The sequence below is a fragment of the Thauera aromatica genome, from assembly GCF_023093595.1.
GTDB lineage: Bacteria > Pseudomonadota > Gammaproteobacteria > Burkholderiales > Rhodocyclaceae > Thauera > Thauera aromatica_A.
Genome location: NZ_JALLIK010000108.1, coordinates 104784 through 124915, shown reverse-complemented (window position 1 = coordinate 124915; position 20132 = coordinate 104784). Strand labels below are relative to the sequence as shown.

The following is a 20132-nucleotide window of genomic DNA, read 5'->3' as shown; positions in this document are numbered from 1 at the left end:
CACGCCGAGGCCGGCCAGGACGTTGGCGAAACGGGCGGTGAGGCGGGCGAGTTCGCCGTAGCTGAGCTCACGCACCGCGTCCTGCCCGAGAAAGCGGAACGCCACCCGCGTGCAGCGCTCGCCGCGGGCATGGCGCTCGACCGCCTCGTGGGCGATGTTCAGGCAGCCCCCCGGGAAACCGTCCAGTTCGGCACGCACCGCCGTCCACGAAAAGCCGGCGCAGGTCGCCGCGTAGTCGGCGAGATTGGGCGGCACCGCCAGATCGGCGGCGTGCTTGCGGATGACCGCGGAACGATGCATGGACACTGCCCTCCGTTCGTCTCCATCATGCTGCGGCCGGCACAGCCCTGCCGCTGCCCCTTCCCGTGCCGCGCTATCCCTCGCCCGCGGGAGACGGCGCCACCATGCAGCCGGTGGTCAGGATCAATCCGGCCACCGAAGCTGCATTTTGCAGTGCGCAGCGCGTCACCTTGCACGGGTCGAGCACCCCCATTGCCACCAGGTCGCCGTATTCACCGCTTGCGGCATTGAAGCCGAACGCGCCGTCGCCGGCGAGCACGCGCTCGATCACCACCGCGGCATCGAGGCCGGCGTTGGCCACCAGTTGCCGCAACGGCTCCTCGATCGCCCGCTGCACGATGCGCAGGCCGCAGTCCTCGTCGTGGCCGGCTCCGTGCACCGTTTCGAGCACGGCACGGGCGCGCAGCAGCGCGACGCCGCCGCCGGGGAGGATGCCTTCGGCCACCGCGGCGCGGGTCGCATGCAGCGCGTCCTCGACGCGGGCGCGGCGCTCCTTCATCTCGGCCTCGCTGGCCCCGCCCACCTTGATCATCGCCACGCCCCCCGCCAGGCACGCAAGGCGCTTGTCGAGCCCCTCGCGGGCGTAGTCCGAGCCGGCCCGCTCCCGCTCGGCGCGGAGCTGGTCGATGCGGGCGTCGATCCGCTCCCGCGTGCCGCAACCGCCGATCAGGGTGCAGGCGTCCTTGTCGACCTCGACCCGCCGCACGTGCCCGAACTGCCCCGCCGTCAGCTCGGCGAGCCCGATCCCGGATTGCGCATCGACCAGCGTCGCCGCAGTCAGCACCGCGATGTCCTCGAGCATCGCGCGCTGCCGCTCGCCGAAGGCGGGCGCCTTCACCGCGCAGGCCTTGAGGGTGCCGCGCAAGGTGTTGATCACGAGCAGGGCCAGCGCATCCCCCTCGATGTCCTCGGCGATCAGCAGCAGCGGCCAGCCCTTGCCCGCCGCCACCTCGAGCGCAGGCAGCAACTCGGTGACGACGGACAGCTTGCGCGCGCAGACCAGGACCGCCGCATCCTCGAGCACGACACGCGTGCCGCCCTCGACATTGATGAAGTAGGGCGACAGGTAGCCGCGGTCGAACTGCATGCCCTCGACCACGGTGAGCGTGCTCTCCAGGCCGGAGCCCTCCTCGACGGTGATCGCCCCCTGATTGCCGACGCGCGCCATCGCATCGGCGATCAGGGTGCCGATCCCTTCGTCGTTGTTGGCCGAGATTCCCGCCACCTGGGCGATCTCCCGCCGTGCCGTGCACGGCCGTGCAATCGCATGCAGCATCGGCACCAGCGCGGCCACCGCCCTGTCGATGCCACGTTTGAGGTCCATCGGGTTGCCCCCGGCGGCCACGTACTTCACCCCTTCACGCACGATCGCCGCGGCCAGCAGGGTCGCCGTGGTGGTGCCGTCGCCGGCCACTTCGGAGGTGCGCGCCGCGGCCTGGCGCACCAGCTCCACCCCGATGTTCTCGAACGGGTCGGGAAGGGTGATCGCGCGCGCGACGACGACGCCCGAGTTGATCACGACCGGCGGCCCGGACGGCTGCTCCAGGAGCACGGTCCGCGCACGCGGGCCGAGTGTTTCCCTGACTGCATTGGCCAGCACATCCACTCCGCGCAGGATGCGCCGATACGCATCGTCACGGAACACCAGCTGTTTCGCCGTCATCGCGATCTCGCCTCCCCTTCATCGACAACGCCTCCGGTCCCCCCGGCCAGGCCGCCGCACGCCCTTCCGCTCCGGCCGCGGGCAAGCACGCTCAGCCCGGCACGGGCTTGCGCCCGCACGCCCCGTCGTCCCCGTCCCGTCCGCGATGGCGGCGCAGGCAATCGACGACCTCGTCGTCTTCGACCTGCCCGAAGCGGGCAAAGAACTGCCCCACCGCCTGGAAATCCGCTGGCGCATGCAGGCAGACGAGCTCATCGACGCAAGGGCGGACCCTCTCCAGGCTGGAGGGGGCCGCAACCGGCACCGCACACACCAGCTTTTGCGGCCTCCGCGCGCGCACGGCATGGAGCGCGGCGAGCATGGTCGCCCCGGTGGCGAGGCCGTCATCGACGACGATGGCGATCCGCCCCTGCGGATCGGCACCCGCGGCTCCGCCCGAATACAGTGCGCGCCGCCGCCGCAGCTCGTCGAGGCGGCGCGCCTTCTCGGCCGCCAGCCAGGCCGCATCGTCCGCTTCCGGATCGGAGACGAACACCCTGCCACCCTCGTCGATCGCGCCGATCGCATATTCGGGGTTCCAGCGCGAGCTCAGCTTGTGCACCAGCACCACGTCCAGCTCCCCGTCCAGGGCCTGCGCCAGCGCCGCGCCCATCGGCACCGCCCCGCGCGGAATCGCGAGCACGAGCGGATTGCACCCGCGATAGGGCGCCAGCGCCGCCGCGAGGCGGTCGGCAGCATCGAGTCGATCGCGGAACAGCATCCCGGCCCCCCTCCCCGCCAGTGCAGCGGCATCGGTTGTGATGCTTCACCATAGCCTGCCGATCGCCCCGAGCCAGGGCGCGGAATGCAGAAAACCGCGGCACGGCAAGGGTCAGCGTCCGCGCTCCGGCTGCAGCAGTTCGATGCGGAAGTCGGCCTCGTAGGGCGGGACGTTGCATTCGATGATGTCGGCCGGCGCGATGTCGAGGCGGACACCGGTCACGTCGGCGCGCACCGGCAGTTGCGCGGCGCCACGATCGACGAGGGCGGCGACGCGGATCACCGCGGGCTGCCGCTCCGCCAGGTGGGCGACGGCACGCAGCAGGGAATGCCCGGTATACAGCACGTCATCGACGACGAGCAGGCCGTATCCGCGCAGATCGAGCGCAGCCTGGGAGGCGTCTTCACGGAGCAGGGTTTCGGGGTGAAGAAGGCGCAGATCGTCGGCGTAGCGCTTGATCTTCAGATCCAGGCGCAGCGGCGCAAGGATGCCGTAACGGCGCGCCATCGCATCGGCGATGCGGTCCGCCAGCGGCGCGCCCCGGCGCAGGACGCCGACCACCGCGAGCGGCTCGCGACCGGAGAACAGGCCGGCGGCCTGACGGGCCATGGCGTCGATCACGGCTTCGAGCCGGGCCGTATCGTAAAGACAGGTGCGCAGGCCGGGCGGTCGATCCATGCTGTCCTCCGCGAGAGGTGATCTGTGATCAGGACACCGGCAGAAGCATCTAAACTGACAACAGGCCGGCCGGCGTGCAGACGGAAATTACTCCATTTCGGGCAGGGTTGGCACGCCCGCCGGCAACCGGCCGCCGCATCGACGGGCTCCGCCCGGGGAGGATGACATGTCCGCCAGCCACACCGCCCTCCAGCCTGATTCCGCAACGTTCGCGCCCCAGCCCGGCGATGCCCTCATCGTCGTCGATGTGCAGTGCGACTTCCTGCCCGGCGGCGCCCTCGGCGTTCCGGGCGGAGACCGGGTCGTCCCGCGCCTGAACCGCTACATCGCACGCTTCGACGAATGCGGACTGCCGGTGATCTTCACCCGCGACTGGCATCCGCCCGACCACTGCTCGTTCCGTCCAGCCGGCGGACCGTGGCCACCGCACTGCATCGCCGGCAGCGCGGGCGCCGCGTTCGCCCCCGGGCTCGAAGTCCCGGCCGCCGCCCATATCGTCTCCAAGGCCGCCACGCCCGAGGCCGACGCCTACTCCGGCTTCCAGGGCACCGGTCTCGAAGCACTGCTCCACGGCCTGGGCTGCCGGCGCCTGTTCGTCGGCGGCCTGGCCACCGACTACTGCGTCCGCGCCACCGTGCTGGACGCGCTCGCGGCCGGTTTTTCCACGGTGCTGCTGGCCGATGCGGTGCGCGCCGTCGACGTCCATCCCGGCGACGGCAAGCGCGCCGAGCAGGAGATGGCCGCCGCCGGTGCGCGGTCGCTGTCGCTCGAGCGGCTGCGCGGGGCACGGCCATGAACGACAGCGCGCTGGTCACCGACCTCTACGAGCTGACCATGCTGCAGGCCTATTTCGACGAAGGCATGGGCGAGCGCGCGGTGTTCGAACTGTTCGTGCGCGCCCTGCCGCGGCAGCGCAACTTCCTGGTCGCCGCCGGCCTCGAGCAGGCGCTCGATTACCTCGAGCAGCTGCGCTTCACTGCCGACGAACTGGCCTGGCTCCGCGCCAGCGGGCGCTTCAAGCCCGCCTTCCTCGACTGGCTGCACGGCTTCCGCTTCAGCGGCGACGTCGATGCGATGGGCGAGGGCACGGTGTTCTTCGCCGACGAGCCGATCCTGCGCGTCGAGGCGCCGATCGGTGAAGCGCAGTTCGTCGAGAGCCGGCTGCTCAACCTGCTCAACTTTTCCACCCTGATCGCGACCAAGGCCGCGCGCTGCGTGCTCGCCGCCCCCGGCAAGCTGCTCGTCGACTTCGGCCTGCGCCGTGCCCACGGCGCCGAAGCGGGGGTACTCGCCGCCCGCGCGAGCTACCTCGCCGGCTTTGCCGGCAGCGCCACGGTGCTCGCCGGCCAGCGCTTCGGCGTCCCGGTGTTCGGCACCATGGCACACGCCTACATCGAGGCGCACCAGTTTGAAACCGAGGCCTTCACCCGGTTTTCGGCATCGCAGCCGAGCCGCGTGACATTGCTGATCGACACCTACGACACCGAAGCCGCTGCGGCCAAGGTCGTCGCCCTGGCCCCCACGCTGAAGGCACGCGGCGCCCAGCTGGTCGCGGTGCGGATCGACAGCGGCGATCTCGCTGCCCATGCGCATCGGGTACGCGCCATCTTCGACGCCGGCGGCCTCGCCGAGGTCGGCATCTTCGCCAGCGGCAACCTCGACGAGCACCGCATTGCTGCGCTGCTCGCCGCCGGGGCACCGATCGACGGGTTCGGCATCGGCACCCAGCTCACCACCTCGGCCGACGCGCCCGCGCTCGACTCGGCCTACAAATTGCAAAGCTATGCCGGCGTGCCACGACGCAAGCGCTCCGAAGGCAAGGCCACCTGGCCCGGCGCGAAGCAGGTGTATCGCCGGTTCACGGCCGACGGTTCACTCCTGTGCGACCATGTCACCCTCCTCGGGGAGCCGCCGCCCGCCGGCGGCGTCGCGCTGCTCCAGCCGGTGCTGCGCGGCGGCGCGCGCCTGGCCCCGCCCGCGGCGCTCGATGCCCTGCGCGGGCATGCCGCCGACAACCTCGCCCGCCTGCCGGATGCCTTGCGCCGGCTGGAAGCCGCCGCGGCAGGCGAGTCCTATCCGGTGCACATCTCGCCGGCGCTGCAGGCATTGGCCGCAGAAGTGGACCGCCGGCCACACTGAGCGGACGCGCGCTCGAAGGAGCGTATTTCGGCCGATCGCATCCTCTCCGGACGCCCTTCGTCGCATGCGGCGGTGGAGATGCTCAGAACGCGATCGCCACGCCGAAGTGCAGCCGCAGCCTGCGCTCCCGCTCCCCCCATGCGAGGTCGATCGCCAGCGGCCCGGCCGGGCTGCGCCAGCGCGCGCCGACACCGTAGCCGGCATGCACATCGAAGTCGGCGCGCGAGTCGGCCGCATCGCCGGCATCGACGAAGAAGGCCGTCCCCCATTGCGGCCGGAACCAATGCACATATTCGGCACTGAGCGTGCCCAGATAGCGCCCGCCGACCGTGGCGCTGCCTTCACGGACACCCAGGCTCTGGTAGTCGTAGCCGCGCACCGACTGGGCGCCGCCGGCCCGGAAGAGGAAGTCCTGCGGAATGCCTTCGCGGCGGTCGGCGAGGGTGACGCCCCCTTCGGCGCGCAGGATGAAGACATCGCTGCCGCGTACCGGCCAGTAACGCACGAAGCGCGAATAGAGGCGGACGAAATCCTGTTCGGCAAGGGCGATCGCCGCGCCCCCGCCGACCTGGAACTCGAGCACATAGCCACGGGTGGGGTCGAGGAGTTTGTCGACAGCCCGCTTCGTCCACGTCCAGTTGGCGGTCAGGGTGTTGCTCGACTGCGCCAGTGCTCCGTCCGGTTCGATCTTTTCATGCTGCAGGCGCAGCGCGAGCCGGGTCTCGATGTCGCCACGGGTTTCGATCCGCGCCGCCCCCAGCGCCTGCGACGTCACTTTCAGGCCTTCGAGGTCGCTGCCCTCGAGCAGGGCGCCGAAGCTGTCGCGATGACGGCCCCGCGGCGGCAGGAAAACGTCGGCGTAAAGGGCGTGGCGGCGCTGCTCCAGGCGCAGGCCGGTAGACAGCTCCCAGCCGCGCCGAAGCAAGTTGACGTCGCGATAGGACGCTTCGACCCGCGCCCCGGTATTGGTCGAATAGCCGGCGCCGACGCCGAAATGCTTGGGCAGCGCCTCGGTCACCTGGACCCGCACCGGCGCCGCCGCGGCCTGCGTCGGATCACGCTCGATATCGACGATCACCGAACCGAAGTGCGGCGTGTTCTGCAGCCCGCTCTGGAAGGCCAGCAGCTGCTCGCGGTCGTACGGCGCGCCCTTGCGCAGCAGGCTGTAGCGCGTGACCAGGTCGGCGGGCAGATGCTGGAGGCCGTCGACGACCAGCTCGCCGAGGTAGAACGCCGGGCCGCTGTCTACCGTCACCGTGAGCCGCGCACGCGCGGTTTCGGGGTCGATCTCGGCGCGGCTGCGGGCGATGCGGGCGACCGCGTAACGGCGCGTGCTGACCGCATCGAGCAGGCCCTGCTTGGCGCCGTCCCAGTCCGACTGGCGGAAAGGCGCCCCCACCGGCAGGCTCCAGCGCGCGCGCAGGGCGTCGAGGGATTCGATACCGCCACCGCCGGAGGCCGCGGCGATCTCCCCTTCGAACTCGATGCGGACCTCGGCGACTTCGGTGCGCCGCCCTGGTTCGACTTCGACCGTCCAGTGCCGCGCATCGCTGCGATCGATGCGGATGGCGGGACTGAAATACCCTTCGGTCGCCAGCAGCTCGGCGATTTCCCGCCGCGCGCGGCGGATCATCGCCGCGCGGTCGGCCGCTTCGTCGGGCAGGGCCGCCCCGTCACGGTGGAACAGGCGGACGTGGCGCTCGAGCAGCGGCCGCACCGTATCGGGGGCTTCCAGCCGGACCGCCAGCACTTCCTGGGCTTCGACCATGCCGGCCGGGCAGAGCACCGCCGCCACGGACAGTGTCAGCGCGCGCAGCCATCGGCCCGGCACGGATCCGGCCCCGATCCGCATCCGCCTCAGGCCGTGCGGTGGTATCCGCTCACCCGCTCCACCTCGTTCTTGGAGCCGAGGATCACCGGCACCCGCTGGTGCAGCTTGAGCGGCTGGACGTCGAGAATGCGCTCGCGTCCGGTGGTGGCCGCGCCTCCGGCCTGCTCCACCAGCATCGCCATCGGATTGGCCTCGTACATCAGCCGCAGCTTGCCACCCTGGTGGCGGCACTTCTCGTCCATCGGGTACATGAACACGCCGCCGCGGGTGAGGATCCGATGCACGTCGGCCACCATCGAGGCCACCCAGCGCATGTTGTAGTCCTTGCCCAGCGGCCCGGCCTTGCCCTCCAGCATCTCGTCGACGTAGCGCTTAACCGGAGCCTCCCAGAAGCGCGCGTTCGATGCGTTGATCGCGAACTCGTGGGTGTCGGCCGGAATCGTCATGTAGGGCTGGGTGTAGATGAAGCTGCCCATCTCGCGGTCGAGCGTGAAGCCATGCACGCCCTTGCCTACGGTCAGAATGAACTGGGTCGAGGGGCCATACACCGCGTAGCCGGCAGCGACCTGCTCGCGCCCCGGCTGGAGGAAGCTGCCCTCGGTGGGCTCGGCCTCGCCCGGCGGGTTGCGCAGCACCGAGAAGATGGTGCCGACCGAAATATTGACGTCGATGTTCGACGAGCCGTCGAGCGGATCGAACAACAGCAGGAAGCCTCCCTTCGGATAGTCGAAGGGGATCTGGTGTACGGTCTCGACCTCTTCGGAGGCCATCGCGGCGAGATGGCCGCCCCATTCGTTGGCCTGCAGCAGGATTTCGTTGGCGATCACGTCGAGCTTCTTCTGCGCCTCCCCCTGGACGTTGTCGGTGCCGGCTTCGCCCAGTACCCCGGCGAGCGCGCCCTTCGAGATGTTGACGCTGATCGCCTTGACCGCCCGCGCGACGACCTCGATCAGGAGACGCAGGTCGGCGGTGATGCGGCCGGCGCGCTGCTGCTCGATCAGGAACTGGGTAAGGGTGACACGGCGCATGAGGAACTCCCGGAACACGGACTTTACGGACAAGGGCGGATTATCGCGGTTCCGCGCCGCGAGCGCACGGCTTTAAGCCCTCATCCGGTTTCACCGCAGGCGGCGAGCGGTTATCATCGACGCCTCCGTCGCGCCGCGGCGGAGATCCGGCTCCGGGCTGCGCCAGCATTCGCCCCGGTCGCTCACCCCGCGCGCGCACCCACCGTCCGTTCCCAACCCGACTTCCCAACCCAATCCACCGCACCCGACCTTACATGCATGTCATGGTTCTCGGCGCCGGCCTGTCCGGCGTCACGACCGCCTGGTATCTGCAGCAGGCCGGTTTCGGCGTCAGCATCATCGACCGCCAGCCCGGGCCGGCGCTCGAAACCAGCTTCGCCAACGGCGGGCAGATCTCGATCAGCCACCCCGAGCCGTGGGCCAACCCGGGGGCACCGCTGCAGGTGCTGCGCTGGCTGGGGCGCGACGACGCCCCGCTCAAGTTCCGCCCCACCACCGACCCCGCGCAGTGGCTGTGGGGCGCGCGTTTCCTGTTCGAGTGCCTGCCCGCCCGCGCCCACCGCAATACCGCGGCGATCGCCGCGCTGGCGCGCTGGAGCGGCGAGCGCCTGCGCGAACTGCGCGCCCACACCGGGCTGCAGTACGATCAGCTCGAGCGCGGCATCCTCCATCTGTTCCATACTCCGCGCGAGTTCGCCCAGGCGCCGGCGCGCGCCCGTCAGCTGGAACGGTTCGGCATCGAGGCCCGCGTCTGCAGCCGGGCCGAGTGCCTCGCCATCGAGCCGGCGCTCGCCGCCCGCGCCGAAACCCTCGCCGGCGGCCTGTTCGCTCCCGGCGACGAGTCGGGCGACGCTTTTCGCTTCACCCGGGAGCTCGCCGCCCGATTACAGGAAAACGGTGCAAACCTGCACTGGGACAGTGCGATCCGCGGGCTGCGGAGCGGCCCCGGCAAGGGCATCGAAAGTGTCGAAGTGTGCGATGCGCAAGGGCGGCACAGCGCGCTGCGCGCCGATGCCTACGTGGTCTGCCTCGGCAGCTACGGCCCGCACCTGGTCGCGCCGCTGGGCGAGCGCCTGCCGATTTATCCGGTCAAGGGCTATTCGATCACCGCGCCGCTACGCGATGCGACGCGGGCACCGAGCGTCAGCCTCACCGACGAATCGCGCCGCATCGTGTGCTCGCGCCTGGGAGACCGCCTGCGCGTCGCCGGCACCGCGGAACTGAACGGTTTCGACACCCGCATCCGCAGCGAGCGCATCCGCCCCATTCTGGACTGGGTGAACAACCGCTTCCCGGGGGCGATCGACGAGCAGCGGGTCGAACCCTGGGCCGGGCTGCGACCGGCGACGCCGGGCAACCTTCCGGTGATCGGCCGGGGGCGGGCGCCGAATCTGTGGTTCAACACCGGGCACGGCACTCTGGGGTGGACGCTGGCCTGCGGCTCGGCGGCAGCGCTCGCCGAGCTGATGTGCGGACGCACTCCGCCGCTCAGCTTTCCGTTCCGCCTTCCGCGCTGAGCACGGCGCAGGCGCAGCCGCGCGCGCCGCCCGCCGCATCGAGCGGCGGCGTGCAGGTCCCGCTGGCGACGTCGAAGCCGATGCTCGCCAGATGGAAGGCGAGCGCCGCATCCATGCCGTTGACATGGTTGCGGAACCATGCCGGCAACTCTTCGATCAGGCGCCTGGCGAAGAACAGGTCGCCGCGCGCCATGCGCTGGCGGACGTCCTGCATCACCGTCAGCACGCGGTCGTGCTCGGCGCGGTGGCAGCCGGGGAAGTCGACCGCCTCCATCCAGCCGTTTTCGAGGTCGAAATGCGCCTTCGCCTGCGCGACCAGCGTGTCGAACGCGGCCAGCATGTCTTCCGGCGCGGCTGCGAGCAGGGCGTTGTAACTGGCGACGAATTCGCGATGGGTGTCGTCCATCGGCGCGAGATCGTTCTCGAGTTCGTCGCTCCACACCAGATCCGGCATCCGTCTCTCCTTACTTCACGACCTTCAGATGGCTCCCGCGCGCGGGGCGCGGCGTTTCGGGCGACGGCGCTTCGCTGCGCTCCTGCGCCAGTTCGGCGCTGACCTCGGCCATGTCTTCGGCCGCCTCCTCGCCGGCCTCCCCCTCGGGCTCGAACGCCATGCCCTGGCCGTTTTCGCGTGCATAGATGGCGATCACGTTCGCCACCGGAATCACCAGCGCATGGGCGGCGCCGCCGAAGCGGGCCTGGAAGGAGATGGTGTCGTTGTCCATCTGGAGCTGGGAGGTCGCATCGGGCGAGAGATTCAGCACCAGCTGCCCGTCGCGGGCATAGCCGGGGGGAACCCGCGTGTGCGCATCCACCCGGGTCGCGAGGTAAGGGGTGAACCCCTGGTCGACGCACCACTCCCAGATGGCGCGCAGCAGGTAAGGCTTGGTCGAAACAGTCGTCATCGGATCTCCACAGGGGAGGCGGAGCACGATCGCGCCCCCGCCCTCCCCGCTTCAGGTCGGCCCCTCAACGGCGCATGACCTTTTCGGACGGCGTCAGCGCATCGATGAAACCCTGACGGCTGAAAATGCGCTCGGCGTACTTCATGAGCGGCGCGGCGGCTTTCGGCAGCTCGATGCCGTAGTGCTCGAGGCGCCACAGCAGGGGCGCGATCGCCACATCGAGCATGGAAAATTCGTCGCCCAGCATGTACTTCTGCTTGGTGAACACCGGGGCGAGTTGGGTCAGGTGGTCGCGCACATGGACCCGGACCTTGTCGACGCCCTTCTGTGCGGCCTCGAGCGCTTCGAGGTGGGTGAACAGCTCCTGCTCGAACGTGTGCAGCAGTTGGCGCGCGCGCGCGCGCATGATCGGGTCGGGCGGCATCAGCTGCGGATGCGGGAAGCGCTCGTCGATGTACTCGTTGATGATGTTGGCCTCGTACAGCACGAGGTCGCGATCGACCAGCACCGGCACGCGGTTGTAGGGGTTGATGACGGCGATGTCTTCGGGTTTGTTGTAGAGATCGACGTCGATGACCTCGAAGTCCATTCCCTTTTCGAACAGCACGATCCGGCAGCGGTGACTGAACGGATCGGTCGTGCCGGAATACAGGTTCATCATGATGTTGCCACTCCGGAATTCAAAAGCAAAAGCGCACCACGCGGTTTCGCGTGGTGCGTCTGGGGCCAGGGCGCGCTAGACGGCCTTGCGGCCCACCGCGACAAGGATCAATGAATGTCCTTCCAGTAGTTCTTCTTCAGCGCATAGCTGAGCACGAACAAGCCGGCAAGGAAGATCAGCACCACGACACCGATCGTCTTGCGTTTGTCGGCTATCGGCTCGCCCATCCACACCAGGAAGGACACCAGGTCGGCGACCGCCTTGTCGTACTCGGCGGGCGCCAGCGCACCCGGCTTCACCAGCTCGAGAGCGGTGGTCGAGGTGCCGTCGGCATTCTGCGTCACCTTGGCGATCTGCTCGCCCTGGAGCTGCCAGAACACGTGCGGCATGGCCACGTTGGCGAAAATCGCGTTGTTCCAGCCGGTCGGGCGAGCGGGATCGCGATAGAACTGGCGCAGGTAGGTATACAGCCAGTCGGCACCACTGCCGAACTCGGACGCGCGCTGGCGGGCGACCAGGGTGAGGTCGGGCGGCGCGACGCCGAACCAGACCTTGGACTCGGCCGGACGCATCGCGACCTTCATCAGGTCGCCGACGCGCTCGCCGGTGAACATCAGGTTGTCGCGGATCGCCTGCTCGGACAGACCGATCTCCTGGAGCTGGTTGTAGCGCGTGAAGCTGGCGCTGTGGCAGCTGAGGCAGTAATTGACGAACAGCTTGGCGCCGTGCTGAAGCGCAGCCGGATCGGTGCTGACCGGCGCCTTGTCGAGGTGCAGGGCGGCGCCGGCCGCCATCGCGACGGCCGGAGCGAACAGCAGGGCCGCCGCTGCGCGCTTGATCAGGTTGAGTAGACGCATCTTCATTTGAAAGTCACCCTTTCCGGTTCGGGTTTGCACTTGTCGAGCTTGCTGTACCACGGCATCAGCAGGAAGAAGGCGAAATACAGCACCGAGCAGATCTGCGACACCAGCGTGCGCCCCGGGGTCGGGGGCAGCACGCCCAGGTAGCCCAGGATGAAGAAGCACACCACGAAGACGGCCACGGCGATCTTGAACACCGGCCCCTTGTAGCGCATCGACTTCACCGGGCTGCGATCGAGCCAGGGCAGGAAGGCGATGATCACCACCGACGCGCCCATTGCCACCACGCCCCAGAACTTGGCGTCGAGCCCGAACAGCGGGTAGGTCACCGCGCGCAGGATCGAGTAGAAGGGCGTGAAGTACCACACCGGCGCGATGTGCGGCGGCGTCTTCAGCGGATCGGCCGGGATGAAGTTGTTGAACTCGAGGAAGTAGCCGCCGCCTTCGGGAGCGAAGAACACCACCGCACTGAAGAAGAACAGGAAGGCGACGACGCCGACGATGTCCTTCACCGTGTAGTAGGGGTGGAACGGAATGCCGTCGAGCGGGATGCCGTTGGCGTCTTTCTTCTTCTTGATCTCGACCCCGTCCGGGTTGTTCGAGCCGACTTCGTGCAGCGCCACGATGTGGGCGACGACCAGTCCGATCAGCACCAGCGGCACGGCGATGACGTGGAAGGAGAAGAAGCGGTTCAGGGTGGCATCGGAGACGACGTAATCACCGCGGATCACCAGCGACAGGTCGGGACCGATCAGCGGAATCGCCGAGAACAGGTTGACGATGACCTGCGCCCCCCAGAACGACATCTGGCCCCACGGCAGCAGATAGCCCATGAAGGCTTCCGCCATCAGCACGAGGAAGATCAGCGTGCCGAAGATCCAGATCAGCTCGCGCGGCTTGCGGTAGGAGCCATAGAGCAGGCCGCGGAACATGTGCAGGTAGACGACGATGAAGAACGCCGACGCGCCGGTCGAGTGCAGGTAGCGGATCAGCCAGCCGCCGGGCACTTCACGCATGATGTATTCGACGCTGGCGAAGGCCACCGGCACGCCGGCAGCGTTGAGCGAGGCGTCCGGCTTGTAGTGCATGACCAGGAAGATGCCGGTCACGATCTGGATCACCAGCACGAGCAGCGCCAGCGAACCGAAGAAGTACCAGAAGTTGAAGTTCTTCGGCGCGTAGTACTCGGACAGATGCGCCTTCCAGGTCGAAGTGAGCGGGAAACGCTCGTCGATCCAGTCGAGCACGGCTTGGGATTTGGTTGTCATCGCTTAGGCCTTCCCGTCTTCGCCAACAAGAATGGTGGTATCCGCGAGGTAGTGGTGCGGCGGGATTTCGAGGTTGTCCGGCGCCGGCATGCTGCTATACACGCGGCCGGCCAGATCGAAGATGGAGCCGTGACAGGGGCACAGGAAGCCGCCCGGCCAGTCGGCGCCCATACCGCTTTCGGCGCCCATCTTGAACTTCTCCGACGGCGAGCAGCCGAGATGGGTGCAGATGCCGACCGCGACCAGGTATTCGGGCTTGATCGAACGATGCTTGTTCTGCGCGTAGGCCGGCTGCATCGGCTTGGCCGAATCGGGATCGCTCACCTTGCCGTCGGTCTGCTCCAGCGAAGCCAGCATCTCGGGCGTGCGCCGCAGAATCCAGACCGGCTTCCCGCGCCACTCCACCGTCATCATCTCGCCCGGCGCGAGCTTGCTCACGTCCACTTCGACCGGCGCCCCGGCTGCCTTGGCGCGCTCGGACGGCGTCAGACTGGCGACAAACGGCACCGCGGTCGCCACCGCGGCGACGCCGCCCGCGGCGGACGTCGCCAGCAGCAGGGTGCGGCGGCTGCTGTCCATCTTTTGATCAACGCTCATGACCCTCTTCCCAGAAAGGAAAACTCGAAAGACTTGGATACCAAAACAATCGGCGGATTATAGCGAAGACGCTGCAGCAGAGAAAGCGAAAAGCCGGGATCACCTGCAGGAACAAGGCTTTCCGGGCGGAAACAGGATTGCAACAGCCCTCTTACGAGCACGGTTTTTCTGCACTGCAGCAAACTGGTCGACGACAGGAATCAGACCGTTTTACGCTCGACCAGCGCCTGGGCGATGGTGCCGGTGTCGGTATGCTCGAGCTCGCCGCCCACGGGAACACCGCGCGACAGCCGCGTCACCGCCACGCCGCGCGCCGACAGCAGCGCGGCGACCGTGTGCGCGGTCGCCTCACCCTCGTTGGTGAAGTTGGTCGCCAGGATCACCTCGCGCACGCCGCCCTCGGTCGCGCGCGCGATCAGCTTGTCGAGGCGAAGCTCGCGCGGGCCGATGCCGTCGAGCGGCGACAGGCGCCCCATCAGCACGTAGTACAGGCCGCTGTAGGCCTGGGTCTGCTCGATCATCGCCAGATCGGCGGGCATCTCGACCACGCACAGCAGCGAAGCGTCACGCCGCGGATTGGCGCAGCGCGGACAGACCGCCTCCTCGGTGAAGCTGTTGCAGCGCTCGCAATGGCGCAGCACCTCGAGCGCGTGAGTGAGCGCGCGCCCGAGCCGCGCCGCGCCGCGCTGGTCGCGCTGCAGCAGGTGGTAAGCCATGCGCTGGGCGGACTTCGGCCCCACTCCGGGCAGGCAGCGCAGCGCCTCGATGAGCTCGTCGAGGCTGGAAGGCATCATGCCGCGCCTTCCGCTCAGAACGGCAGCTTCATGCCCGGCGGCAGGTTCAGCCCGGCGGTGACGCCGGCCATTTTCTCCTGGGTGGCAGCCTCGGCCTTGCGCACCGCATCATTGAGTGCGGCGGCGACGAGGTCTTCGAGCATTTCCTTGTCGTCCATCACCGAGTCGTCGATCGACACCCGGCGGACGTCGTGCTTGCAGGTCATCAGGACTTTCACCATGCCGGCGCCGGCCTGGCCCTCGACTTCGATCGAAGCCAACTGGTCCTGCATCTTCTTCATGTTTTCCTGCATTTGCTGGGCCTGCTTCATCAGGCCGGCGATGCCACCTTTCATCATCATGCGCTCTCCGTCGAGTCGGTCGGAATGAGTGGGTCAAAAACAAACAAGAGGCGATCCGGCACCCCGCCCGGCCGTGCCCACACGCAGCGGCCGGGGGTGCGGACCGGCCGTGCCGGGCGTCCCGCCGGCAACGGGCTCACAGGGGTTTCACCGTATTCTCGACGAGCGTGGCGTCGAAACGTTCGATCAAGTCGCGCACCAGCGGGTCGGCCTCGAGTGCGGCGACGGCCTCGGCATGGCGCGCCCGGCGCTCGATCGCATCGCGCTGCGCGGGAGTCTCGCCCGCGATGTCGCCAATGTCGATCCGGAGCTTCAGGCTGCGCCCGAGCACAGCCGAAAGCTGGTCCTGGAGGCGATCGAGGGCACCGCGGTTCATGTCCAGCAGGTGACGGTGATCGGCCGCGAGGCGCAGCTGGAGGCTGTTCGCATCGCCACCGACCCACTCGCAGTGCTGCGCCAGTTCGCGCACCAGCCCGCTGAGTTCGAGCATCCTGATCAGTCCGCGCCAGTCGCCCTGCGCCAGCAGCGCCTCCGCCCCGCCCGGCGCCGGAGGCGCCGCACCGAGCCCCGGGCGGGCAGGAGCGACCGGCGCGGCGCGGCGCAGCGCAGATTCCGCGGCGGGCGGGGGGGCGGCGCCGGCCGGGGGCGGCTCGCGGTCATCACGACCACCGTCGACCGCGTAGGCTTCCGGCGGCAGCTCCTCCCACGGCGGCACGTCGTGCCTTGCGGCCGGCTCGCCGGCCGGCGCAGACGGGAGCACCGTCCCTGCTGCCGTCCCTGCCGCAGGCGCAGCCCCCAGCGCGTCCTGCCCCGCCGGCGCCGGTCCGGACGGTTCCGCCGTGCCCGGGCGCGGGGCGGCGGATGCGGCCGAAGCCGGCGGGCCGTCCTGCCGGATCGGTCCGCCGGCGCGAGGCAATGCCGGCGCTGCCGCAGGATGGGGGGCGCCGGAAGCGGAAGCAGCCGGCGCAGGGATCGCCCGGGCATGGCCGGCGCCCCCGGCCACGCCCCCCGGCCCGCCGAGCGCTTGCGGCTGCTCCGGGCGGAACGCGTGCAGGCGCAGCAGCGTCATCGTGAAACCGGTGTACTCGTCCGGCGCCAGCGCCAGCTCGTCGCGACCGTGGATCGCGATCTGGTAGGCGAGCTGGAGGTATTCGGCATCGAACCCGGCCGCATAGCCGGCGACGCGCGCGCGCTCGGCTTCGTCGGCGATCGCCGCGGGCGCGAACTGGGCCAGCGCGATGCGATGCAGCAGCGTCGCCAGGGTCTGCAGCGCGGCATCGAACGACAGGCTGCGCGCCTCCATGCCATCGGCGACCGCGAGCAGCGCAGGAACGTCGGCGGCGGCGAGCGCATCGAGCACCGCGTACAAGTGGTCATCGCCCACCGTTCCGAGCATGTGGGCGACCTGCTCTTCCCCGACCTGGCCGGCCCCGTGCGCGATCGCCTGGTCGAGCAAGGAGAGCGCATCGCGCATCGAGCCCGCCGCCGCTTTCGCCAGATGGCGCAATGCGCCCGGCTCGAACGGAACCGCCTCGGCCTCGAGGATGCGCCCCAGGTGATCGACGATGTGGCCCGGCGGCATCTGCTTGAGGTTGAACTGCAGGCAGCGGCTCAACACCGTCACCGGGATCTTCTGCGGATCGGTGGTGGCGAGGATGAACTTGACGTGCGCGGGCGGCTCTTCCAGCGTCTTCAGCATCGCGTTGAACGCATGCCCGGTGAGCATGTGCACTTCGTCGATCATGTAGACCTTGTAGCGCCCCTGGACCGGCGCATAGACGGCCTTGTCGAGCAGCGCCGCCATGTCGTCGACGCCGCGGTTGGAGGCGGCGTCCATCTCGACGTAGTCGGGAAAACGGTCGGCGTCGATCGCACGGCAGGCCTCGCATACACCGCAGGGCTCGGCGCTGACGCCGGCCTCGCAGTTGAGCGCCTTGGCGAGGATGCGGCTGATCGTGGTCTTGCCCACGCCGCGGGTACCGGTAAACAGCCAGGCGTGATGCAGCCGGCCGGTGGCGAGCGCGTGCGTCAGCGCACGCACGACGTGCTCCTGACCGACCAACGTGGCGAAGGATTTCGGCCGCCACTTGCGCGCAAGGACCTGATAGCTCATGGCGGGCGATTCTAGCAGAGCGACGCACGCCGGCCACGCCGCATTCGATCAACCCCAGGCGCAACGAAAGCGCACGCCCCATCGTTGATGGCGATCGGCAGGATCCGGCCGGGCGATTGGATCGTTCCGCCCCCCCTGTCTATGCTGGATACGGCTCTGCGGAAAATTTCCGCCCGGCATGATCGCGGCGGACAGGCAATGACGCCCTTGTTCCCTCCATCCAACGCCGGGAGAACAACGATGGAAACGAAGCTCACCACCGCCACCGGACGCCCCCCCGCCGGCCACCGGGACACGCCGGCCGCCTCCCCGCGCGGCCGGGCCGCGCATGAGCCTGCCCTGCGTGCGATCGCCGACCTGCTCGCCGGCGCCGACATCGAAGTCAACGGCGAACGCCCCTGGGACATGGTGATCCACCACCCGCAGACCGCGGAGCGCATCCTCGCCCGCGGCAGCCTCGGCCTGGGCGAAAGCTACACCGAAGGCTGGTGGGACTGCGCCCGCCTGGACGAATTCATCGCCCGCGTGCTGTTCGCCCGCCTCGACGAGAAAGTCGGCACCGGCGCGCTGCGGGTGCAGGGCATCCGTGCCCGCCTGTTCAATCTGCAAAGCCTGCGCCGTAGCTGGCAGGTCGGCGCCCTGCACTACGATCTGGGCAACGACTTCTTCGAAGCCATGCTCGACGGCCACCTCGCCTACACCTGCGGCTACTGGGCCAACGCCGGCACGCTGGAACAGGCGCAGACCGCCAAGCTCGACCTGATCTGTCGCAAGCTCGGCCTCGCACCCGGCATGCGCCTGCTCGACATCGGTTGCGGCTGGGGCAGCCTGATGAAATTCGCCGCCGAGCACTACGGCGCCGAATGCGTCGGCCTCACCATCTCGCGCGAGCAGGCCGAGCATGGCCAAGGCCGCTGCGCCGGACTGCCGGTCGCCTTCCGTCTGCAGGACTACCGCCAGTTCAACCGCGGCGGCAACGAACGCTTCGACCGCATCGCCTCGATCGGCATGTTCGAGCACGTCGGCGCCAAGAACCACGGCGCCTTCTTCGAGATGGTGCGGCGCAGCGTGAAGGAGGACGGTCTGTTCCTGCTCCACACCATCGGCAAGAATCTGCGCCGCACCCCGACCGACCCCTGGATCGACCGCTACATCTTCCCCAATGGCGACCTGCCCTCGCTCGGCCAGATCGCCGACGCCGCCGAAGACAGCTTCATCATCGAAGACGTGCACAACTTCGGCGCCGACTACGACCGCACCCTGATGGCCTGGCACGCCCGCTTCGAAGCCGCCTGGCCGCGCTTCGCCGCACGCTACGGCGAGCGCTTCCACCGCATGTGGCGCTACTACCTGCTCGCCTGCGCCGGCACCTTTCGCGCGCGCAGCAACCAGCTGTGGCAGATCGTCATGTCGCCGCGCGGCGTCGCGGGAGGCTACCGCCGCCCCGAGTGAGCACCGCTGTTCGTGGTCAGCCACGAGATCATCCCGGAATCGCACCGCCGCGGCCACGAGACCCTCGCCACCGCGGGGCTGGTCAGCGGCTTCGCGGCGATGATGGTGATGGACCGCGTGCTCGCCTGAGCGCCGCACTCCGGACCGGGGAAAAGCCGAAGGGCGCCCGCAATGGAGCGCCCTTCGGCTTCGATGTCCAGGGTGGCGAGCCCGACCCCCGGCACTTGCAGGAAACGGCTGTGGCTGCTGCCTTCCGGCCCTGACCAGGTTCACCGCGCTGCAATGCGGGGAGACCCGCCACGGCCGGCATTGTAGCAGCACCGCCGCTGCCGCGGGATGCCGGATCGCACGACGCAGCCGATATACTGCGGATTCCCCTTCTCCGGACACCTCCTGCCCATGACCGCGCAACGCTTGTCTGCCCGCTACGGCGGCGAATCCGCCCCCGCCACCGACGCCCTCAACCCGTTCATCGAGCACCTGCTCGATCACCGCTCGGTGCGCTCCTTCCTCCCCGACCCGGTCAGCGACGCCCAGCTCGCCGCGATCATCGCCGCCGCCCAGTCGGCCGCCAGTTCGTCGAACCTCAATGTCTGGAGCGTCGTCGCCGTGCGCGACGCGGCCCGGCGCGAGCAGCTGGCCGCGCTCGCCGGCGACCAGGCCCACGTCCGCGAGGCGCCGCTGCAGCTGGTGTGGCTCGCCGACCTCGCCCGCCTGCGCCGGGTCGCTACCCGGCTCGCACGCCCGTCCGCCGGCCTCGACTACCTGGAGATGTTCCTCACCGGCGTCATCGATGCCGCGCTCGCCGCGCAGAACGCCGCCACCGCGGCCGAATCGCTCGGCCTCGGCATGGTCTATATCGGCGGCATGCGCAACCGGCCGGAAGAAGTCGCCCGCCTGCTCGAATTGCCGCCCGAAGTGTTCGCGGTGTTCGGCATGTGCGTCGGCACTCCCGATCCGGCGCACCCGGCCGCCGTCAAGCCGCGTCCGCCGCAGTCGGTGGTGCTGCACCACGAGACCTACTCGCAGTCCGCCCAGGACGAGGGCGTCGAAGCCTACAATCAGGCGATGGCACGGTTCTACGAGGCCCAGCAGATGAACGTGCATGGCAGCTGGGCGGTGCACTCGACCAAACGCATCGCCGGCCCGGAAACCCTGTCCGGCCGCCACCGCCTTGTCGAAGCCCTGCACGCCCTCGGCTTCAAGCTGGAATAGGCGCGGAAAT

At 69.1% G+C, this 20132-nt stretch carries 19 protein-coding genes, 1 other RNA gene and 1 pseudogene; 6 read left to right on the top strand and 15 right to left on the bottom strand.

All coding sequences use genetic code 11. The features are described from left to right. Positions 1 to 373: 373 nt before the first annotated feature. The 3 genes from groL to MXC99_RS14140 all read right to left on the bottom strand — a co-directional run bounded on the left by groL (position 374) and on the right by MXC99_RS14140 (position 3401). Complete coding sequence (groL, locus tag MXC99_RS14150; RefSeq protein ID WP_247726068.1) at positions 374 to 1963, bottom strand: chaperonin GroEL; 1590 nt, start codon at positions 1961 to 1963, stop codon at positions 374 to 376. Between the two features lie 91 nt (positions 1964 to 2054). Next, positions 2055 to 2723, bottom strand: a complete 669-nt coding sequence (locus MXC99_RS14145) for a phosphoribosyltransferase (RefSeq protein ID WP_247726067.1) — start codon at positions 2721 to 2723, stop codon at positions 2055 to 2057. A gap of 111 nt (positions 2724 to 2834) precedes the next feature. Next, positions 2835 to 3401 (bottom strand): phosphoribosyltransferase family protein, encoded by a 567-nt coding sequence (locus MXC99_RS14140; protein WP_247726066.1) that lies wholly within the window; start codon positions 3399 to 3401, stop codon positions 2835 to 2837. Positions 3402 to 3567: 166 nt separating this feature from the next. On the opposite strand from MXC99_RS14140, the gene MXC99_RS14135 reads away from it, so the two are divergent. Together MXC99_RS14135 and MXC99_RS14130 are read left to right on the top strand one after the other, a co-directional pair. Next, the gene (locus tag MXC99_RS14135) at positions 3568 to 4197 is read left to right on the top strand and encodes a nicotinamidase (RefSeq protein ID WP_247726065.1); all 630 of its coding nucleotides are present in this window, start codon (positions 3568 to 3570) and stop codon (positions 4195 to 4197) included. After that, complete coding sequence (locus MXC99_RS14130) at positions 4194 to 5540, top strand: nicotinate phosphoribosyltransferase (RefSeq protein ID WP_247726064.1); 1347 nt, start codon at positions 4194 to 4196, stop codon at positions 5538 to 5540. The genes MXC99_RS14135 and MXC99_RS14130 overlap by 4 nt, the downstream gene beginning before the upstream one ends. 82 nt (positions 5541 to 5622) lie before the next feature. Here the strand turns inward: MXC99_RS14130 and MXC99_RS14125 are convergent, their stop codons facing one another. Continuing rightward, entirely contained in the window at positions 5623 to 7308 is a 1686-nt protein-coding gene (locus tag MXC99_RS14125; protein WP_247726143.1) for an autotransporter assembly complex protein TamA, read from the bottom strand. Between the two features lie 89 nt (positions 7309 to 7397). Next, positions 7398 to 8399 (bottom strand): class 1 fructose-bisphosphatase, encoded by a 1002-nt coding sequence (locus MXC99_RS14120; protein WP_247726063.1) that lies wholly within the window; start codon positions 8397 to 8399, stop codon positions 7398 to 7400. Positions 8400 to 8653: 254 nt separating this feature from the next. Between MXC99_RS14120 and MXC99_RS14115 the strand changes: the two genes are divergently transcribed. Then, the gene (locus tag MXC99_RS14115) at positions 8654 to 9916 is read left to right on the top strand and encodes a D-amino acid dehydrogenase (RefSeq protein WP_247726062.1); all 1263 of its coding nucleotides are present in this window, start codon (positions 8654 to 8656) and stop codon (positions 9914 to 9916) included. Here MXC99_RS14115 and MXC99_RS14110 read toward each other — a convergent pair. The 9 genes from MXC99_RS14110 to dnaX all read right to left on the bottom strand — a co-directional run bounded on the left by MXC99_RS14110 (position 9888) and on the right by dnaX (position 17455). Then, a complete protein-coding gene (locus tag MXC99_RS14110) occupies positions 9888 to 10370 on the bottom strand; it encodes a hemerythrin domain-containing protein (protein WP_247726061.1) in 483 nt (160 codons plus the stop codon). The genes MXC99_RS14115 and MXC99_RS14110 overlap by 29 nt on opposite strands. Positions 10371 to 10380: 10 nt before the next feature. Then, on the bottom strand, positions 10381 to 10821 hold the full coding sequence (locus MXC99_RS14105) for a ClpXP protease specificity-enhancing factor (RefSeq protein ID WP_247726060.1): 441 nt from the start codon (positions 10819 to 10821) through the stop codon (positions 10381 to 10383). Between the two features lie 64 nt (positions 10822 to 10885). After that, the gene (locus tag MXC99_RS14100) at positions 10886 to 11482 is read right to left on the bottom strand and encodes a glutathione S-transferase N-terminal domain-containing protein (RefSeq protein WP_107220285.1); all 597 of its coding nucleotides are present in this window, start codon (positions 11480 to 11482) and stop codon (positions 10886 to 10888) included. Positions 11483 to 11589: 107 nt separating this feature from the next. Next, positions 11590 to 12345 (bottom strand): cytochrome c1, encoded by a 756-nt coding sequence (locus MXC99_RS14095; protein WP_247726059.1) that lies wholly within the window; start codon positions 12343 to 12345, stop codon positions 11590 to 11592. Further along, entirely contained in the window at positions 12342 to 13610 is a 1269-nt protein-coding gene (locus MXC99_RS14090; protein ID WP_247726058.1) for a cytochrome b, read from the bottom strand. The genes MXC99_RS14095 and MXC99_RS14090 overlap by 4 nt, the downstream gene beginning before the upstream one ends. A 3-nt stretch (positions 13611 to 13613) precedes the next feature. Then, entirely contained in the window at positions 13614 to 14207 is a 594-nt protein-coding gene (gene petA / locus MXC99_RS14085) for a ubiquinol-cytochrome c reductase iron-sulfur subunit (RefSeq protein ID WP_247726057.1), read from the bottom strand. Between the two features lie 200 nt (positions 14208 to 14407). Beyond that, the gene (recR, locus tag MXC99_RS14080; protein WP_247726056.1) at positions 14408 to 15001 is read right to left on the bottom strand and encodes a recombination mediator RecR; all 594 of its coding nucleotides are present in this window, start codon (positions 14999 to 15001) and stop codon (positions 14408 to 14410) included. Between the two features lie 14 nt (positions 15002 to 15015). After that, positions 15016 to 15339 carry a YbaB/EbfC family nucleoid-associated protein gene (locus MXC99_RS14075; RefSeq protein ID WP_247726142.1) on the bottom strand — a complete coding sequence of 108 codons (324 nt, stop codon included), beginning with the start codon at positions 15337 to 15339 and terminating at the stop codon, positions 15016 to 15018. A gap of 139 nt (positions 15340 to 15478) precedes the next feature. Beyond that, positions 15479 to 17455 carry a DNA polymerase III subunit gamma/tau gene (dnaX, locus tag MXC99_RS14070; protein WP_247726055.1) on the bottom strand — a complete coding sequence of 659 codons (1977 nt, stop codon included), beginning with the start codon at positions 17453 to 17455 and terminating at the stop codon, positions 15479 to 15481. A gap of 240 nt (positions 17456 to 17695) precedes the next feature. Between dnaX and cfa the strand changes: the two genes are divergently transcribed. Together cfa and MXC99_RS14060 are read left to right on the top strand one after the other, a co-directional pair. Continuing rightward, positions 17696 to 18907: a cyclopropane fatty acyl phospholipid synthase gene (cfa, locus tag MXC99_RS14065; protein WP_247726054.1), complete on the top strand. Its 1212-nt coding sequence runs from the start codon at positions 17696 to 17698 to the stop codon at positions 18905 to 18907. Beyond that, a pseudogene (locus tag MXC99_RS14060) lies at positions 18908 to 19036 on the top strand (ZIP family metal transporter); the annotation flags it as partial. A gap of 71 nt (positions 19037 to 19107) precedes the next feature. Here MXC99_RS14060 and ffs read toward each other — a convergent pair. Beyond that, an RNA gene (gene ffs, locus MXC99_RS14055) (signal recognition particle sRNA small type) lies at positions 19108 to 19206 on the bottom strand. A gap of 100 nt (positions 19207 to 19306) precedes the next feature. Here ffs and MXC99_RS14050 point away from each other — a divergent pair. Further along, complete coding sequence (locus MXC99_RS14050; RefSeq protein ID WP_247726053.1) at positions 19307 to 20122, top strand: nitroreductase family protein; 816 nt, start codon at positions 19307 to 19309, stop codon at positions 20120 to 20122. Positions 20123 to 20132: the final 10 nt, after the last annotated feature.

Bases quoted from the DNA above. Each gene is read 5' to 3' on its own strand.
- groL (WP_247726068.1), bottom strand. From the start codon at position 1,963: ATGACGGCGAAACAGCTGGTGTTCCGTGACGATGCGTATCGGCGCATC.
- MXC99_RS14145 (WP_247726067.1), bottom strand. From the start codon at position 2,723: ATGCTGTTCCGCGATCGACTCGATGCTGCCGACCGCCTCGCGGCGGCG.
- MXC99_RS14140 (WP_247726066.1), bottom strand. From the start codon at position 3,401: ATGGATCGACCGCCCGGCCTGCGCACCTGTCTTTACGATACGGCCCGG.
- MXC99_RS14135 (WP_247726065.1), top strand. From the start codon at position 3,568: ATGTCCGCCAGCCACACCGCCCTCCAGCCTGATTCCGCAACGTTCGCG.
- MXC99_RS14130 (WP_247726064.1), top strand. From the start codon at position 4,194: ATGAACGACAGCGCGCTGGTCACCGACCTCTACGAGCTGACCATGCTG.
- MXC99_RS14125 (WP_247726143.1), bottom strand. From the start codon at position 7,308: ATGGTCGAAGCCCAGGAAGTGCTGGCGGTCCGGCTGGAAGCCCCCGAT.
- MXC99_RS14120 (WP_247726063.1), bottom strand. From the start codon at position 8,399: ATGCGCCGTGTCACCCTTACCCAGTTCCTGATCGAGCAGCAGCGCGCC.
- MXC99_RS14115 (WP_247726062.1), top strand. From the start codon at position 8,654: ATGCATGTCATGGTTCTCGGCGCCGGCCTGTCCGGCGTCACGACCGCC.
- MXC99_RS14110 (WP_247726061.1), bottom strand. From the start codon at position 10,370: ATGCCGGATCTGGTGTGGAGCGACGAACTCGAGAACGATCTCGCGCCG.
- MXC99_RS14105 (WP_247726060.1), bottom strand. From the start codon at position 10,821: ATGACGACTGTTTCGACCAAGCCTTACCTGCTGCGCGCCATCTGGGAG.
- MXC99_RS14100 (WP_107220285.1), bottom strand. From the start codon at position 11,482: ATGATGAACCTGTATTCCGGCACGACCGATCCGTTCAGTCACCGCTGC.
- MXC99_RS14095 (WP_247726059.1), bottom strand. From the start codon at position 12,345: ATGAAGATGCGTCTACTCAACCTGATCAAGCGCGCAGCGGCGGCCCTG.
- MXC99_RS14090 (WP_247726058.1), bottom strand. From the start codon at position 13,610: ATGACAACCAAATCCCAAGCCGTGCTCGACTGGATCGACGAGCGTTTC.
- petA (WP_247726057.1), bottom strand. From the start codon at position 14,207: ATGAGCGTTGATCAAAAGATGGACAGCAGCCGCCGCACCCTGCTGCTG.
- recR (WP_247726056.1), bottom strand. From the start codon at position 15,001: ATGATGCCTTCCAGCCTCGACGAGCTCATCGAGGCGCTGCGCTGCCTG.
- MXC99_RS14075 (WP_247726142.1), bottom strand. From the start codon at position 15,339: ATGATGAAAGGTGGCATCGCCGGCCTGATGAAGCAGGCCCAGCAAATG.
- dnaX (WP_247726055.1), bottom strand. From the start codon at position 17,455: ATGAGCTATCAGGTCCTTGCGCGCAAGTGGCGGCCGAAATCCTTCGCC.
- cfa (WP_247726054.1), top strand. From the start codon at position 17,696: ATGGAAACGAAGCTCACCACCGCCACCGGACGCCCCCCCGCCGGCCAC.
- MXC99_RS14050 (WP_247726053.1), top strand. From the start codon at position 19,307: ATGACCGCGCAACGCTTGTCTGCCCGCTACGGCGGCGAATCCGCCCCC.